Annotated in this window: 14 protein-coding genes and 1 tRNA gene; 5 read left to right on the plus strand and 10 right to left on the minus strand. The window is 53.6% G+C overall.

Going from position 1 to position 15,612, the window contains the following annotated elements; all coding sequences use genetic code 11:
• Positions 1 to 350: 350 nt before the first annotated feature.
• From FOY93_RS00410 to FOY93_RS00430, 5 genes are read right to left on the minus strand one after another with little or no spacing between them, the layout of a single operon-like run.
• Positions 351 to 2,684, minus strand: a complete 2,334-nt coding sequence (locus tag FOY93_RS00410; RefSeq protein WP_143344473.1) for a primase-helicase zinc-binding domain-containing protein — start codon at positions 2,682 to 2,684, stop codon at positions 351 to 353.
• Positions 2,685 to 2,698: 14 nt separating this feature from the next.
• Positions 2,699 to 3,019: a DUF5375 domain-containing protein gene (locus tag FOY93_RS00415; protein WP_143344474.1), complete on the minus strand. Its 321-nt coding sequence runs from the start codon at positions 3,017 to 3,019 to the stop codon at positions 2,699 to 2,701.
• Positions 3,016 to 3,243, minus strand: a complete 228-nt coding sequence (locus FOY93_RS00420) for a hypothetical protein (protein WP_032983269.1) — start codon at positions 3,241 to 3,243, stop codon at positions 3,016 to 3,018. Before FOY93_RS00420 ends, FOY93_RS00415 begins: the two co-directional genes overlap by 4 nt.
• The gene (locus FOY93_RS00425; protein ID WP_143344475.1) at positions 3,240 to 3,797 is read right to left on the minus strand and encodes a host cell division inhibitor Icd-like protein; all 558 of its coding nucleotides are present in this window, start codon (positions 3,795 to 3,797) and stop codon (positions 3,240 to 3,242) included. Before FOY93_RS00425 ends, FOY93_RS00420 begins: the two co-directional genes overlap by 4 nt.
• The gene (locus FOY93_RS00430) at positions 3,794 to 4,060 is read right to left on the minus strand and encodes a helix-turn-helix transcriptional regulator (RefSeq protein ID WP_172621897.1); all 267 of its coding nucleotides are present in this window, start codon (positions 4,058 to 4,060) and stop codon (positions 3,794 to 3,796) included. Before FOY93_RS00430 ends, FOY93_RS00425 begins: the two co-directional genes overlap by 4 nt.
• A gap of 541 nt (positions 4,061 to 4,601) precedes the next feature.
• Between FOY93_RS00430 and FOY93_RS00435 the strand changes: the two genes are divergently transcribed.
• Genes FOY93_RS00435 through FOY93_RS00445 form a run of 3 tightly spaced genes read left to right on the plus strand, consistent with a single transcriptional unit; the run spans position 4,602 to position 6,158 of the window.
• Complete coding sequence (locus FOY93_RS00435) at positions 4,602 to 5,345, plus strand: capsid protein (RefSeq protein ID WP_143344476.1); 744 nt, start codon at positions 4,602 to 4,604, stop codon at positions 5,343 to 5,345.
• Positions 5,346 to 5,347: 2 nt separating this feature from the next.
• Positions 5,348 to 5,566 (plus strand): ogr/Delta-like zinc finger family protein, encoded by a 219-nt coding sequence (locus FOY93_RS00440; protein WP_014830132.1) that lies wholly within the window; start codon positions 5,348 to 5,350, stop codon positions 5,564 to 5,566.
• 28 nt (positions 5,567 to 5,594) lie between these two features.
• Positions 5,595 to 6,158, plus strand: coding sequence for a phage polarity suppression protein (locus FOY93_RS00445; RefSeq protein WP_062676834.1), 564 nt, complete (start codon positions 5,595 to 5,597; stop codon positions 6,156 to 6,158).
• Between the two features lie 848 nt (positions 6,159 to 7,006).
• Here FOY93_RS00445 and FOY93_RS00455 read toward each other — a convergent pair.
• The 4 genes from FOY93_RS00455 to FOY93_RS00470 all read right to left on the minus strand — a co-directional run bounded on the left by FOY93_RS00455 (position 7,007) and on the right by FOY93_RS00470 (position 9,819).
• Positions 7,007 to 7,240, minus strand: a complete 234-nt coding sequence (locus FOY93_RS00455) for a hypothetical protein (protein ID WP_143344477.1) — start codon at positions 7,238 to 7,240, stop codon at positions 7,007 to 7,009.
• A gap of 144 nt (positions 7,241 to 7,384) precedes the next feature.
• Entirely contained in the window at positions 7,385 to 8,383 is a 999-nt protein-coding gene (locus FOY93_RS00460) for a GAF domain-containing protein (RefSeq protein WP_143344478.1), read from the minus strand.
• Between the two features lie 9 nt (positions 8,384 to 8,392).
• Complete coding sequence (locus FOY93_RS00465) at positions 8,393 to 9,562, minus strand: tyrosine-type recombinase/integrase (protein ID WP_143344479.1); 1,170 nt, start codon at positions 9,560 to 9,562, stop codon at positions 8,393 to 8,395.
• Positions 9,563 to 9,724: 162 nt separating this feature from the next.
• Positions 9,725 to 9,819: transfer RNA gene (locus FOY93_RS00470), tRNA-Sec, on the minus strand.
• A gap of 289 nt (positions 9,820 to 10,108) precedes the next feature.
• Between FOY93_RS00470 and FOY93_RS00475 the strand changes: the two genes are divergently transcribed.
• Positions 10,109 to 11,500 (plus strand): glycoside-pentoside-hexuronide family transporter, encoded by a 1,392-nt coding sequence (locus FOY93_RS00475; RefSeq protein ID WP_143344480.1) that lies wholly within the window; start codon positions 10,109 to 10,111, stop codon positions 11,498 to 11,500.
• A gap of 12 nt (positions 11,501 to 11,512) precedes the next feature.
• Positions 11,513 to 13,831, plus strand: a complete 2,319-nt coding sequence (gene yicI, locus FOY93_RS00480) for an alpha-xylosidase (RefSeq protein WP_143344481.1) — start codon at positions 11,513 to 11,515, stop codon at positions 13,829 to 13,831.
• Between the two features lie 60 nt (positions 13,832 to 13,891).
• Here the strand turns inward: yicI and FOY93_RS00485 are convergent, their stop codons facing one another.
• Positions 13,892 to 15,595 (minus strand): AsmA family protein, encoded by a 1,704-nt coding sequence (locus FOY93_RS00485; protein WP_143344482.1) that lies wholly within the window; start codon positions 15,593 to 15,595, stop codon positions 13,892 to 13,894.
• Positions 15,596 to 15,612: the final 17 nt, after the last annotated feature.

A 15,612-nucleotide genomic window follows, 5' to 3' on the forward strand; every position in this document is an offset into this window, starting at 1 on the left:
GTAACGAAATTTGACTGGAATATATTTTTTGCATTTAACTTTGTAGGCTATTCATTTCGATAGTTTTCCATTTTATATCATTAGGTTAAGTGGTAATGAGTTGACGCAGAGTTAACAGTCGACTCTTCATTATTGATGAAATTCTGCTCGCTATGGAGACGGTCAGTCAGGCTGTAGGGAGAGTATAAAGTTTTTTCAGGTTTTACTGTTCACACTGTTCACCTTTTCTTTTTTATCAATAATTTCATATGGATACAGGGTGAATATACGGTGAAGGGTGAACAGTGGAGTGTTCACCCTGTGGCAATTGCCGGAAAGAAAAAGACCGGCAGTAGCCGGTCTGGAGTGGGTTATGTCGCTGCGGGTTCATCGCATTTCGGCAGCCAGTCGCCGTAGCTTTCCTCTTTCAGCGACAGGTTGGTCTGTATCCCCTGCTTTGTGTGCCGCTTTTCATAATTCAGGCCGTACTCTTTCAGCATCATGGGCAGCCCCAGCCCGAACATTTTCAGGCTGAGTACGTTCCTGTATCCGTTAGCATCCATATAGGCCAGATACGCGTGATAAAGATATTTACGGTAATTACGCGGGACAATGCTGGCATTACCCATAAACATTCCGTTGGTCTGCGGCAGCATTTCCAGATAGCCGCAAAAATCAAACGTCGGGTCAGCATCACGCTTGATGCTGAGCGCCTCGTCGGAGTTCTGCTGCGACTGGAGCAGTGCGCGCGCGGCCATCGGGTCGCTGAATTTCTGCATAAGCTGGCGCACGATAACGGCCAGCTCGCGCGCAATTTTATCCCTGAGTTGCGGGTCGCGTTCCTCCGGGGCAATCTGCTCCGGGAAATGAATAATCACCCGGCGACGCGACACACCGCCGCTGCGGTCGGTAAAGCGCATCGGGTTGTTGTTCACGGCCAGAATTACCGCCGGGATATGCGTTGAGTACGGATTCTGGTATTTCGGGTCAACTGAAACTGCATCGCCGCCGGTGATGGCCTTCAGCCCTGCACCGTCACCGCTCCATTTTTCCTGGTCAGGCAGACGTATCAGCGAGAAGCCAATCAGGGATGCACGTTTGCGCGGGTCTTCCAGCGTATCGATATCAGCCGACGTGGCGTTATCCTCTCCGGCGAGCAGGGTCGCAATTTCGGCCAGAATACTTTTCCCGCTCCCGCCGGGACCGGTGACTTCGAGAAAGAGCTGCCAGTCGTAGCGGTTCGCCAGCACCATAAACAGCGCGGCCAGAATTACGTCGCGTTTTTCTGGTCTGCTACCGGCAGCACGATCGAGCCAGCGCCAGAAATTCGGGGCATGAGTTTCCAGCGTTTCCCCCTCGACCGGCGGAGTAAAATCCACGTCGCACAGCGTGCGCAGCCAGTGTGATTTGTGGTGTGGGCTGAACAGGCCGCTCCGGGTATCGAGTACCCCGTTGCGAAAACCAATCAGACGGCGTGCCGGTGCGGCCTGCTGAGGAATAATCAGCTTCAGCGTCTCCACCACTGAGGTGATTCTCCCCGACGAGAACGGGGCGCGCAGGCGCTGAAAAAGCCCGGCTACGTCGCGTTCGAAGCTGGACGGCTGAACGACTTTCCATATCCCTGCTTCATAACGGGACAGGAGCTGGCCGTTCGCATCCACCGCCAGCGCTTCGCCGTAATGCTCATGCACCCGCAGAGCCTTGTCGCTGGCGCTCATGGCGGTAAATTCCGCCTCGCTCATGGTGTCGAACGGACTTTGTACCGGTGGCCGGATGGCATCATAAATCGCTTTTCGCGTGGCCTCCCCGCCATTCTGCATAAACGCATCATTCCAGTCACCAAACACCGGCGGCAGGGCAACAACACCCTCACAGGCTTCTGCGGCCGCTGCGGCTTTGTTCTGGCCGTCGCCGTTAAGGTCGCGGTCGGCGGCGAGCACAATCTGACAGGCCGGGTGTTTCTGACGGGCAAGGCTCGCCAGAGAAAGGAGGTTCACGGACGACAGTGCCACCATGACGGTTTCGCCGGTCAGGTGATGCACGGTGAGCGCGGTTGCATAGCCCTCCGCTATCCACAGGCGTTTTCCGACCTGTTTTTTCCCTTCGATGGTATTGCACGCTCCTTTTACCGCCCCGCCTTTCAGGGTGCGCTTGAAACCGTCAGAACTGATAAGCTGAAGGTTAACCAGCTCGCCGGAATCGTCATACAGTGGGACAACCACATCTCCGGCGCGGAACGTCACTCCGCCGGTTTTGTGTGTGGCCGTCAGCATGAGACATTCATGACCGGGAAAACCCTTGCGGGTCAGATAGGCGTTGCCGCTGGCCGTGCGGGTTTTTTCCATCAGTCTGACGGCCTGCGCGGCCGCCGCTTTACGGTCAGCATCGGTTTCAGCCTCTGCGGCCGCAATCACTTCCGGGGCAACCGGCGGTAGGTTGCCGGTCACGGCGTTCACCTTTTGGGCTGCCTCTGACGGTTTTACACCGAACACCTTTTCAACCAGTTTCAGGCCATCCCCCGCGCCACAATTGTTGCAGTACCACGTCCCGCGCCCCTCTTTATCATCAAAGCGGAAACGGTCAGAGCCGCCGCACACCGGGCAGGCCTGATGGCGATTTTTAATGACCTTCACACCCAGCGCCGGGAGAATGCGCGGCCAGTGGCCGCACGCCTGCTTTACGGTTTCCGTTACGTTCATTTTCATCGTTATTTTCTCCCTCAGTGCATAACAGGCGATGTGATATGACGGGCACAGAGTTCATCCATCACGGCGAGTCCCAGAAAGGACAGCGACGGGGTGGCCTTGAGCGGTCCGGCTTCCATTAAATCTTCCAGCAGCGCACAGGCAATCTGGCGGCCTTTTGCCTCACCGTGCTGGCGCAGATAGAAGCCCTCCAGCTCGTCGGCAATGGCCTTTTCCAGCGCATCAAGGGTGAGGTGTTCGTAGCAGTGCTGACGCTCGCATACTGTCAGCCATGCACAGGCCACGGCGCGGCGATAGAGCGCGGCGCGTAATACAGGTGAAAGAGGCTTTTTCATACGTTATCCTCCCCGGTCAGCCAGCGCTTTTTGCAGCGCTCGACCACGCCGTCGAGCTGGGCTGTCATGAGGTAAATCACGGAGGTGAGCTGCAACTGCTGCGCCGGGTCGCGGCAAACGGAAGTTGAGTCCTGCACCTTCATCAGTTCGTCAACGAGCTGGCCGAGATTACGCATATGCTCAAGGCACTCGATATCATGAGGGGTGATAAGGGTCTGTTTCATGGTCGCACCTCCGTAACCGGCAGGCGGCCAGCGAACGACAGAATATAATCACGAACGAGGGACAGGCGTGCGGCGTGTTCATCACCGGCAACGGTTCGGAGCATACAGATACGGGGTTTACGGTCTGCGCGACGAACGGCAGCAAACACAAAGACAAACTGCGAATGTGACGGGGTGAAGGTCGTAGCCATGATGGCAGCCTCCTTGAAGTAGTTTGAAAAACTACCACCGGAAACGCCAATTTCACTGGTGGCAGCCCGAACGGGGTTGGCGTAACCGGCCTTCAAGGAAACCGGCCAGCCCGAAGGCTGCCCCGCCCGGACTACCATTATCAAAAAAGGACTCGGGTGCACGAATAAACACCACAGCCCTGAAAATGGGTGTGCCTGAGCAACGACATAAAAAAACACGCATGGCGCGTGTCGTGTCGCCTTGAAGTTATTCGGAACGCCAATTCCGGCTGCCGATTTTGCGACAGCGGGAAAACTATACCTGGAAACGGCGACAGGAAGCAAGCCAGAAAAAGGGGCTGTTTGCTGAACGGTCATCATCATGCGTCATAGCCCCGGTTGCGCTCGGCAATGCGATCTGCCATCCACGCGGTGATTTCAGACTGCGCCCACGCCACGTTTTTACCGCCCAGGCTGATTTGTTTCGGGAAAGCCTCCCGGCTGATGAGGTCGTAAATGGTCGACCGGGACAGACCGCAAAGATGCATCACTTCGGGCAGGCGGATAAAGCGTTCCTGAACGGCATCAGAGACCTGCATCGTCGGGGCGGCAGGGGCAGAAGACGGGGAAGAAAAAGCGGTGTGCATCGGGCTACCTCATAAAGTCCATACTGTGCCGGTCGTGTCCGTCCGGCTTCGGGTAGCTCTCTATTTTGTGAATATTTACCCTCAGGGCAACAAGTCTTTTACGGACGATTTTGCATCCAGACCGTTGATTTATCGAATGTGGCAAACCCGTGGCAACTGCTGGCAATCAGTGGCAATTGATGGAAAACCCATGATTACTTTTACTGATTAAAACTTCCTGTATTGACCGGAATAAAATATAAAAGCCCTGAGATAAGCCAGAACGGCAGGTGAACAGTGGTGAACAGACGGTGAACAGTCAGACCTGCAACTGTTCACCCTTTAACTTACTGTATTAATTATATTTTTATTTATGGTGAACAGTGGTGAACAGTTATCAGTAAAAAAAACAAACGGTAAGCAGAGGTTTTGCTGAGACCTTTCTCTGGCAAGCCGGGTTTTGAGTGCTGTTTGTGCCAGAACTGCCACAACTGCAATGAATCGAGATGTTGTGTGATGAAGGGCAGAATCATTTCAGGTTGAACACACGGAGAGCCTGAACATGAAACCCGAAACAGTCATTACCGCCCTGCAGAATGTAGCCGCTCAACAGTCAGCAGAGAGCAGCCAGCGCATCACCGACAAGCTGAGCGCATTCACTGCGGCCAGAGACACGCACGCGGCCAGCATGCAGGAACTGAAAGAGATTGATACGTCCATTGAACGCTGTAAGCAGGAGCGGCAGACCGCTCTCAGTGAGAGTGCAGAGGCGGAGCAGGACTGGCGCAGTCGCTTCCGCACCCTGCGCGGCAATCTCACCCCTGAAATGAAAGCTGAGCACAGCAGGCGTATCGCCAGTCGTGAGCTGGCCGACGAGTTCACCGGCCTGATTGCGGAGCTGGAAACTGACCGGACACGCGCCATGCTGAATGCCTGCTCGACCGCCAGTAAATACCTGTCAGCGCATGATGATGCCTTTACCACTTATGCCGGTGCGGAATGGGCTCAGGCGGTCAACATGCTCCCCGTCGCGCTCATACGTGCTTTCCTGCTGCGCATTCGCGCGCTCGAAATGCAGGGTGACAGTGCACCCCAGTCCGTGGCCGTCGGCGAGCTGCGCGATGCGCTGAGCCGTCAGGGCAGCCTGTATCACTTCGATATGAAGCAGGAGCCGGTATTGTCCGTGACGGGCATGCACCGGCCGCAGATTAACGGTGTGGATATGGAGCTGTTACGCAGCCCGGCGAAGAGAATGATGCTCGCCAGAAAACTGGCTGAGAATGGCGAGACAAAAGCGGAGGTATAAGCATGTTTCACTGCCCGTTCTGCAAAACCAGTGCGCACGCCCGCACCAGTCGCTATCTGTCTGAGAACGTCAAACAGCGCTATCACCAGTGCGTGAACGTCGAGTGCTCGGCGACCTTCCGTACGCTTGAATCCGTTGACGGGATTATCCGTTCACCGGTTACTGAGCCGGTTATCCCTGTACCCGCACCGGCGGCCACCGTTAACCGTGCCGGTGCGTGAGCACGGCCAGACATCAGGAGAGACATACGTGACCACACTGACGCTACAGAAAGCCTTTGAGGCCTGTCAGGCAAATAAATCCGCCTGGCTGCAACGCCGGGATGAACTGAAGCAGGCCGAACAGGCATACCGCGAACAGCTTGCCGGTAACGGCCACAGCGGCCGGAGCCTGCAAACCCTGCGCGAAATTATCGATGTGAAAAAGTGGGAAATAAATCAGGCTGCCGGGCGTTATATCCGCTCGCATGAGGAGGTGCAGCGCATCAGCATCCGTAACCGTCTGAATGATTTTATGCAGGCGCACGGCGCAGAGCTGGCCGCCGCCCTTGCCCCGGAGCTGATGAATTATTCCGGGCAGCATTCCGCCATTCAGCGTTGCGCCATGCAGCACTCACTCGACTATCTGCGTGAGGCACTGCAGGTCTGGCTGGCCACCGGTGAAAAAATTAATTATTCGGCGCAGGATAATGACATTTTAACGGCCATCGGATTCAGGCCTGACGCGGCTTCGCGCGATGATAATCGTGAAAAATTCACACCCGCACAGAACCTGAATTACACCCGCCGACGCGCAGAGCTGGCCGCGCAGTAGTCCTTTCAAAAATTCACGAAAATCCCGCCTTTTTCCCCTAAAAAAGCCATGCATGCATAAGGTGCATGGTTTTGCATGCGTTTACCGATACTGGAACCCCCACCAGCGCCAGCACTGGCGCGCCCTGAGGCAGGTCATGCACCTGCATTAAATGCGCCCCCTTAAGCGGGCAGGCGGGGCGGGGAGAGCACTGCTCGCCAGCGGTAAAGTATTTATTAAATTATATTTAATTTCGCGGTCTGAGCGCGTCGCTGCACTGCGCGGGTTCGTGGGAGTGTCGGTGGATGGGGCGTTGCTGTTCGATGGCATGTCGAGCTTATGAGGCGGTCAGGAAAAGTGCAAGAAAAGGTTGCCCGGAGGATGAGGGAGATTAGTTATTTCAGCGTTCATTATATCGTTTCTAATGCGGCTTTTTCCCTGCCGAATCCGGGTCTGTGGTAGCCTGAGCTTCGCCATGGACCTGCATGAAAATCGACCCACGAAGAGGACAGGCGAGGAAGGGAAGCACTGCGCGCTGGCATGGTGTTTTGTTTTTTCGTCGCGCGTAAATGAATCTTTATTGCAAACAACCGACCCAGAATAAAGTTATAGCAAGTAATTTTTAAATACCTTGAGGGGAGTCTTAGGGGGGTCTGGTTGTGGAGGATTAAATACCAATATGTAATAAAAAGAGTTATCAATAGATGCCGCCTAAACCTCAAGCATTTCATTTTTAGAATTTTTTGAAATTAATGAGGGGTGATTAAAATTGAACTTAATTCAACTTGGAGGTGGTTATTTTGTGAGAGAGGTGTATTGATGTGAAAGATGTGAAAAATAAAAATGCCGTAATTAAACGGCATTGAAATTTATAATTTAATCAACTTAGCTGCACTTACTCCCTGTGCTATTGACCTTTTATCACGATCAATATTCTTGTCAATCCAAGTATCCATCATCTCCGCAACACTATCTTTGTTAGCGTTAGACACCTGTTGCGAAAAGGCCTTGTCAAAATTGTTACTAATGGCATAGCCATCTTTCAGATTGCCTTTAGGGCGCATCATCTCTAAGTACCTGTTTTTATTATCATTATTTTTCATTTTAACCTCCCTAGAGCCTGTACTATCATATTCGTTCTCTAATGAATCAAGTATAGTATTTTGTATTAAAAATAGTCAACTTATGAATTAAAATTAATGTAATGTTATGTAATTCATATCATGCTAACAAAAAATAATGATTTTCTATAAATCTTCCGACTCTGAGTCTTGAACGTCGATGGTATCGTGCATGTATACCTTGTACATACTATCGATATATATAGTTAGTAAATAACTAAAAGTTAATAAGAAATCACCATCTCTATCAATTTTAAATTGATTCGCATCGGCACTGGTAAGGACTAAAACGCCGATGCACTCATCCGTCAATGCTTTATCAGATGACATTATAGGGACTGAGAGAAATGATCTGTAATTAATATTGTCATTTTCATCATTACTGCTTAATTCTGAACTCTTAGTTATATCTGGGCATATTTTTATTTCTTTATGTAAATGAGTTAGACCAACGTGACCAAACCCACTCTTCCAAGAGCGATTGCGTTTTTGTAATCGATCATCACATAACCTAGCTCTTACATTTAATGATCCACTAGTTGAGTCATAAAGATAAAGAGCTATATTAAATTTACTTTCGCCTTTATAGCCAAATAAGACCTCCCTTTTGGATGATAAAAAACCCAAGACTGTGTCAAAGAAAGTACCAACGTCATTTGTAACATTTTCAGTTGTTAAATCTTTGGCTTGCGATTTTTCAGCCATTACACTTAGTTTATCTTTAATTAATAACGTAGTGAAATGAATAACAGCTTTTTGAGTTTGGTGAAGTTCAATTTGGTTGAATGATCTTGATGTTAAGTTATTGAAGTTATTGGCTAGTTCATTGTATTTCACAATAGTTGACTCTAGGTGGGAGCTCGTATCCTCTCTTTTGTCCAAATAAAGAAACGCGAAACTTATTAGAATGTGAATAATAAAAATAAGAACGTAAAAGGCTATGTAATATCTTGGAATAGTATTTATATCACCTTGAAACTGAAATAGATAAGAAATACCAACGCCTAAAATAATAGGTATTATAAAAGCATTCCAAATAGAAAAGAAACCGATGAAATAGCTAGCGAATCTAGCATTTTTTAACTGATTTCTCTTAATTATGCTATGCATATCTTCAAAATCCATGATATATCCTTAAATATCTAATATCAAATCAGCATACGATTGTAACATTAATTTTCTTTTATCAATATATTGTGCATGATTATAAGTTCCTCGAATGCTATTTTTATCAATATGCGCCAATTGCATTTCAATCCAAGCACTATCAAACCCCTGTTCATGCAATATTGTCGACATGGTATGGCGAAAACCGTGACCTGTAGCACGTCCTTTGTAACCAAGTAACTCAATCACTTGCGATATGCTTTCTTTCGAGATCGGTTTGCTGCGGTTGTTCCTGCCAATAAATATGTAAGGGTAATGGCCGGTAATAGGTTTAAGCTGTTTAAAAAGGTCAACGACCTGAGTAGATAAAGGAACAATGTGAGGCCTACGCATTTTCATACGTTCCGCTGGTATCTCCCATATACCTTTTTCGAGGTCTACTTCTTCCCACGTAGCAAAGCGCATCTCCTGCGTTCTTACACCAGTCAGCATGACTATCTTCGTAGCATTTTTAGTGATGATGCTGCCGGTATACGCTTCAAGATCTCGAATAAAATGAGGTAACTCTTCAGCAGATAAAAAAGGATGGTGCTTTTGTTTGGGAACGGCCAAAGCAATAGCCAAATCAGGAGCAGGATTGTATTCTGCGCGCCCAGTTATAATCGCGTAGCGGTAAACCTCACCGCATCGTTGGCGTACTTTTCTGGTCTTCTCCAGTGCCCCACGCTTCTCTATTCGTCGCAGCACTTCAAGCAGTTCCAGTGGTTTTATCTCACTGATGGGGCGCTTACCAATGAACGGAAAAACATCTTGCTCAAATGTTTTAATGATTTCTTCGCGGTATGCCACTGTCCAGCGATCGGCTTTGTTTGAATGCCACTCCCGACATATGGCTTCGAATGAGTTTTCTGTTGAGAGTTTCTGTGCCAGTTTTTGGGCTTTACGTTCTTCCACTGGGTCTATGCCGTTTGCTACCTGCTTACGAGCGGTATCGCGTTTCTCACGTGCTTCTGCGAGGCTCACAAGGTCGTAGCTGCCAAATGACATTAGCCGTGCTTTACCGGCAAAACGAAAGCGGAAGCGCCAGCCCTTGGAGCCGTCTGGATTGATTAGTAATGACAGGCCTTGTCCATCGTTCAATGTGTAGGGCTTGTCTTGGGGCTTTGCTCGTTTAATTTGAATGTCTGTGAGTGGCATGTGTATAAGTCAAAAATGTGTATAAAAGATCTATACACATCACTATACATATTTTTCACGGATTCAGGGAGATCTTGTCGGACGGCTACGGATGATTAGCCCACGATGATGATTGAAAATAAAGGGTTTTTAAGACTTTCTCGGATGGATGAGGAGTAACTTTGGCGGAAGATCACAGGAGTCGAACCTGCCCGGGAACGCTGGCGTCCCCAACTGGATTTGAAGTCCAGCCACCTCACCGGAGATGACGATCTTCCGCGCCTCGATTGCTACATGGAGGCGGGGCGCATTATAGCTACTTTCAGGCATTTACCACATACCCCACACCACTTTTTTCACCTCTCTTTTGACCTGTACCCCCCTGTTTCAGCTAATTCCTAAGAAAATCCTCAGGTTAGCCTTTTGTGCTCTCCAACATTTATCGCGATCACAAAAAACAAGAAACGTAATCTGCTAACCAGAAAACGCAATACCCGCTCCTGAAACAATGGTTTAAAACTCTGTAACCGGTCTCAGCGCCCCCTACAGCGTGAAGGATAAAAAAAGATGAGCGAAGTATTGTCAGTAAAAGAGAAGATTGGCTACGGTATGGGAGACGCCGCCAGCCACATCATTTTTGATAACGTCATGTTGTACATGATGTTTTTCTATACCGATATTTTCGGCATTCCCGCCGGGTTTGTCGGCACCATGTTCCTGCTGGCGCGCGCGCTGGATGCGATCTCCGACCCGTGCATGGGGCTGATTGCCGACCGTACCCGCAGCCGCTGGGGCAAGTTCCGTCCGTGGATTTTGTTTGGTGCCATCCCGTTCGGCATCGTCTGCGTGCTGGCCTACACCACTCCGGACCTCAGCCTCAACGGCAAAATGGTTTATGCCGCCGTGACCTACACGCTGCTGACCCTGCTCTATACCGTAGTGAACATCCCGTACTGCGCGCTGGGCGGCGTGATCACCAACGACCCGACGCAGCGTATCTCCCTTCAGTCCTGGCGCTTTGTGCTGGCGACCGCGGGCGGCATGCTCTCCACGGTGCTGATGATGCCGCTGGTGAAGCTGATTGGCGGCGACGATAAGGCGTTCGGCTTCCAGGGCGGGATCGCCGTGCTGTCGGTGGTCGCGTTCCTGATGCTGGCGTTCTGCTTCTTCACCACCAAAGAGCGCATCCAGGTGCCGCCGAGCACCACCTCCATGCGCGAAGACCTGCGCGATATCTGGCAAAACGACCAGTGGCGCATCGTAGGCGTGCTTACCATCCTCAACATCCTTGCCGTCTGCGTGCGCGGCGGCGCGATGATGTACTACTGCACCTGGATCATGGGCTCGCCGGAGGTGTTCGTCGCGTTCCTTACCACCTACTGCGTCGGCAACCTGATTGGCTCCGCGCTGGCGAAACCGCTCACCGACTGGAAGTGCAAGGTCAGCATCTTCTGGTGGACCAACGCCACGCTGGCGGTGGTCAGCGTGGCGATGTTCTTTGTGCCAATGCATGCCACCGTGCTGATGTTCGGTTTCATCTTCGTCATTGGCGTATTGCACCAGCTGGTGACGCCGATCCAGTGGGTGATGATGTCCGATACCGTCGACTACGGCGAGTGGACCAACGGCAAACGCCTGACCGGCATCAGCTTTGCGGGCACCCTGTTCGTGCTGAAGCTCGGCCTGGCGCTGGGCGGAGCGATGATCGGCTGGATGCTGGCTGGCGGCGGCTACGACGCGGCAGCCAAAACCCAGAACGGCGCGACCATCAGCATCATTATCGGCCTGTTTACCCTGGCCCCGGCGGTCTGCTACGTGCTGAGCGCCATTATCGCCAAACGCTACTACACGCTGAAAACCCCCTTCCTGACCAAAATCCTGGGCGAGCTGGCGCAGGGCGCGCGCCGCAACCAGCAGGAGTTTGAAAACCTGCCGGTCAGCAAAGAATTACAGAACTAAGAGGACGAGAGCATGAAAATCAGTGATGGAAACTGGCTTATTCAACCGGGCCTGAACGTGACGTATCCGGTTCAGGTGTTCGACGTGGAGCAGCAGGGCAATGACCTGGTGGTATTTGTTGCGCCGCGCGACGTGCGCGAGCGTACCTGGCAGCTCGACACGTTGATGTTCACGGTGCGCCTGTTTGCCCCGCAGGAAGGGATTATCGGGGTGCGCATCGAACATTTCCAGGGCGCACTTAACAACGGCCCGCACTATCCGCTGAACGTTCTGAAAGACGTGAATGTTGAGATTGAAAACAACGCCGATTTTGCCGAGCTGAAAAGCGGCAGTATCAGCGTGCGCGTCACCAAAGGCGAGTTCTGGGCGCTGGATTTCCTGCGCAACGGCCAGCGCATTACCGGCAGCCAGCTGAAAAACAACGGCTACGTGCAGGACAGCAACACCGATCGCAATTACGTGTTCGAGCGTCTGGATCTGGGCGTGGGCGAAACGGTCTACGGCCTGGGCGAGCGCTTTACCGCGCTGGTGCGCAACGGCCAGACGGTCGAAACCTGGAACCGCGACGGCGGCACCAGCACCGAGCAGTCCTACAAAAATATCCCGTTCTACCTGACCAACCGCGGCTACGGCGTGCTGGTGAATCATCCCGAGAACGTCTCGTTTGAAGTTGGCTCCGAGAAGGTCTCCAAAGTGCAGTTCAGCGTGGAGGGGGAATATCTCGAGTACTTCGTGATCGACGGCCCGACGCCAAAAGAGGTATTAAACCGCTATACGCAGTTCACCGGGCGTCCGGCGCTGCCGCCTGCGTGGTCGTTCGGCCTGTGGCTGACCACCTCGTTCACCACCAACTACGACGAAGCGACGGTGAACAGCTTTATCGACGGCATGGCCGAGCGCGATCTGCCGCTGCACGTGTTCCACTTCGACTGCTTCTGGATGAAGGCCTTCCAGTGGTGCGACTTCGAGTGGGACCCGGTGACCTTCCCGGATCCGGAAGGGATGATCCGCCGCCTGAAAGAGAAAGGGCTGAAGGTCTGCGTGTGGATCAACCCGTACATCGGCCAGAAATCCCCCATCTTCCGGGAGCTGAAAGAGAAGGGCTACCTGCTCAGGCGCCCGGACGGCTCCCTGTGGCAGTGGGACAAATGGCAGCCGGGGCTGGCGATTTATGACTTCACCAATCCGGACGCGTGCCGGTGGTATGTCGACAAGCTGAAAGGCCTGGTAGATATCGGCGTCGACTGTTTCAAGACCGACTTTGGCGAGCGTATCCCGACCGACGTCCAGTGGTTTGACGGATCCGATCCGCAGAAGATGCACAACCACTACGCCTACATCTACAACGAACTGGTGTGGAACGTGCTGAAAGAGACGGTGGGTGAAGAAGAGGCGGTGCTGTTTGCACGCTCCGCGTCCGTGGGTGCGCAACAGTTCCCGGTTCACTGGGGCGGCGACTGCTACGCCAACTATGAGTCGATGGCCGAAAGCCTGCGCGGCGGGCTGTCGATTGGTCTGTCCGGCTTTGGGTTCTGGAGCCACGATATCGGCGGGTTCGAAAACACCGCCCCGGCGCACGTCTACAAGCGCTGGTGCGCGTTCGGGCTGTTCTCCAGCCACAGCCGCCTGCACGGCAGCAAATCCTACCGCGTGCCGTGGGCATACGATGACGAGTCCTGCGACGTGGTGCGCCACTTCACCCAGCTGAAGTGCCAACTGATGCCGTACCTGTATCGTCAGGCGGCGCTGGCCCGCGAGTTCGGCACGCCGATGCTGCGCGCGATGATGCTGGAATTTCCGGACGATCCGGCGTGCGATTACCTCGACCGTCAGTACATGCTGGGGGATTCGTTAACGGTGGCACCGGTATTCTCCGAGGCGGGCGACGTGCAGTTCTACCTGCCGGAAGGGCGCTGGACGCACCTGTGGCACAACGACGAAATCCAGGGCAGCCGCTGGCATAAGCAGCAGCACGGTTTCATGAGCCTGCCGGTCTACGTGCGCGACAACACGCTGCTTGCGCTAGGCAACAATAACCAGAAGCCGGACTACGCGTGGCACGAGGGAACGGCCTTTCAGCTGTTTAACCTGGACGATGGCGCAACGGCGGTCGGCGAAGTCCCTGCGGCGGACGGCTCCGTGGCGTTTACGCTGAAGGCGTCACGTCGGGGCGACATCGTGACCTTTACCGGCGCGGGAGACGCGCAAAACTGGTCGGTGTGCTTGCGCAACGTGCAGAAGGTGAGCGGCGTGAAGGGCGGTTCGCATGCGGGCAGCGAGTGGGGCGTGGTGGTGAAAGCGGAGGGCGATGAGGTGGTGGTTCACCTTTAATTCCCCTCTCCCTAACCCTCACCCCAAAGGAGCGAGGGAGTGGTTTGCTCCCTCTCCCTTTCAGGGAGAGGGCTGGGGTGAGGGTGGTGTTGAAACCACCCCGCCCGTCATCGTCTGCTGCACCTGCTGCTTATCCATATTCACCGCGCTCAGCTTCCCATTCACCGTCGGCTTCAGCGGGGCATTCGCCTGCACGCTGCCGCTGGCAGTGAGCTGAATATTGCCGTCGCCCGTAATCGGCAGAGCAGGCCAGCCCCACTGCTGCAGTACGTTGAGCGGTACGCCGCGCCCGTTCAGGCTTACCGTAGTCTGCCGCTGCGGGAGTTGTGAAACGGTCGCCGTGGCTTCCAGAATGCCTTTTTCGGTAAACGCGCTCAGGTCGGTAATGTTCACCGTGGCGGCGTTGGCATTCAGCGCCAGCGACGGGCGGCGCACGTCGACGCGGTTAAAGGTCGCCGCCGCGCCGTTCAGGGTTGCGCTCCCGCCCCAGACGCCCCACTGGCGATCTTTCACCAGCTGCAGGTTTGCGCCATAGCCGTCCAGAGAGGTGATCTGCCAGGGGAAGGCGGGATCGATGTCGATCACCAGGTTACGGCTCAGGCCGAATTTTTGCAGCGTGACGCTGTTCAGCCATTCCGGCAGAGGCTCCATCCACAATGTTTTCCAGTTCTGCGGCAGGGTGTACTCCAGTCCAGCGATGGCAACATCGTCCAGAACCAGCGCTTTACCGTCGCGTAGCCAGTTGCCCGAGGTGCGTACCATGCCGCCCTCCCAGCGGGAGGTGAACTGACGCAGCGCCATGCCCTGCGGGGAAAACTCCGCATTCAGGATCGGGTCGAAAAGATGCAGCGAGCCGTAGATAAACTCGCTGGCGTTCATGGACAGACGACCTTCCTGGCTCTGCCAGTCACCTTTGCTCAGAGTCAGGTTGCGCAGGCTTAAGTCGAGATCGGTCACAGCCCAGTCCGGGCCCTGAAGCCGGGCGTCGGTCACGTCCAGACGGCCAATCTGCAAAGAGGGAATGGTGCCCAGCGGCGCGAAGAATGCCGTCAGCGTTTTATCGCTCTGCAGGCGGATCTCGTTAAGGTGCATGGTGTCGATAATCCAGCTCCCGTCGGCGTTGCGCAGGGCGGAGCCGGTGAGTGAGCCACGAGCCATGTCGGCGCCAATCGTTTTCAGCACCACCTCCTTGCCGTTAAGCTGGCCCTCGATCAGCACGTTGGTGGCCGGTACGCCGTTCAGGGTCAGCGAGCCCGCGCTCATCTGGATCTGCGCATTATGCCCCAGCACGTTGCCGGCTTCCGGCTGCCATGGGCTGACGCCGCCCGTGACCTTCTGCGCGCTGAGTTCCCATTCGGTATTCGGGCTGTTAAAGGCCATGTTGTTAAGCTGCAGGCGATCCGCCTGGAAAGGCAGCGGCGCCGTCTGCGGCGAGAGATTCAGCGTGCCGTCGAAGAGGGTGATGGTGTCCATGTGCAGCGGATCGGTTATCTGACGGCTGCTCAGTCCAATATCGACTTTTTTGGCTACCAGCGTGGCGGGTTTACCGTCCCGACCGAAGGTGACGTTTTCCAGAATAATGTGGGAAGGCGACGAAAAGCGGTGATTCATCTTGTCGAAACTGAGTTCGTAGTCGGTATTCACCGTTACCCAGCTGCTGACCTGAGACGCGCCCCAGCGGGTCTGGAGCAGAATGTAGAACGCCAGCAGCACAATGAGCAGGGCTACCAGAAGATAGATGAGGAGCTTTCCAATAAATTTCATGGTCTTCCATCCCGCAA

The sequence above is a fragment of the Enterobacter sp. 18A13 genome (assembly GCF_007035975.1).
Taxonomy (GTDB): domain Bacteria; phylum Pseudomonadota; class Gammaproteobacteria; order Enterobacterales; family Enterobacteriaceae; genus Enterobacter; species Enterobacter vonholyi.

Coding starts and splice junctions, on each gene's coding strand:
- FOY93_RS00485 (WP_143344482.1), bottom strand. CDS start 15,595: ATGAAATTTATTGGAAAGCTCCTCATCTATCTTCTGGTAGCCCTGCTC.
- FOY93_RS00420 (WP_032983269.1), bottom strand. CDS start 3,243: ATGAAACAGACCCTTATCACCCCTCATGATATCGAGTGCCTTGAGCAT.
- FOY93_RS00440 (WP_014830132.1), top strand. CDS start 5,348: ATGTTTCACTGCCCGTTCTGCAAAACCAGTGCGCACGCCCGCACCAGT.
- FOY93_RS00410 (WP_143344473.1), bottom strand. CDS start 2,684: ATGAAAATGAACGTAACGGAAACCGTAAAGCAGGCGTGCGGCCACTGG.
- FOY93_RS00425 (WP_143344475.1), bottom strand. CDS start 3,797: ATGATGATGACCGTTCAGCAAACAGCCCCTTTTTCTGGCTTGCTTCCT.
- FOY93_RS00465 (WP_143344479.1), bottom strand. CDS start 9,562: ATGCCACTCACAGACATTCAAATTAAACGAGCAAAGCCCCAAGACAAG.
- FOY93_RS00430 (WP_172621897.1), bottom strand. CDS start 4,060: ATGCACACCGCTTTTTCTTCCCCGTCTTCTGCCCCTGCCGCCCCGACG.
- FOY93_RS00435 (WP_143344476.1), top strand. CDS start 4,602: ATGAAACCCGAAACAGTCATTACCGCCCTGCAGAATGTAGCCGCTCAA.
- FOY93_RS00475 (WP_143344480.1), top strand. CDS start 10,109: ATGAGCGAAGTATTGTCAGTAAAAGAGAAGATTGGCTACGGTATGGGA.
- yicI (WP_143344481.1), top strand. CDS start 11,513: ATGAAAATCAGTGATGGAAACTGGCTTATTCAACCGGGCCTGAACGTG.
- FOY93_RS00455 (WP_143344477.1), bottom strand. CDS start 7,240: ATGAAAAATAATGATAATAAAAACAGGTACTTAGAGATGATGCGCCCT.
- FOY93_RS00460 (WP_143344478.1), bottom strand. CDS start 8,383: ATGGATTTTGAAGATATGCATAGCATAATTAAGAGAAATCAGTTAAAA.
- FOY93_RS00415 (WP_143344474.1), bottom strand. CDS start 3,019: ATGAAAAAGCCTCTTTCACCTGTATTACGCGCCGCGCTCTATCGCCGC.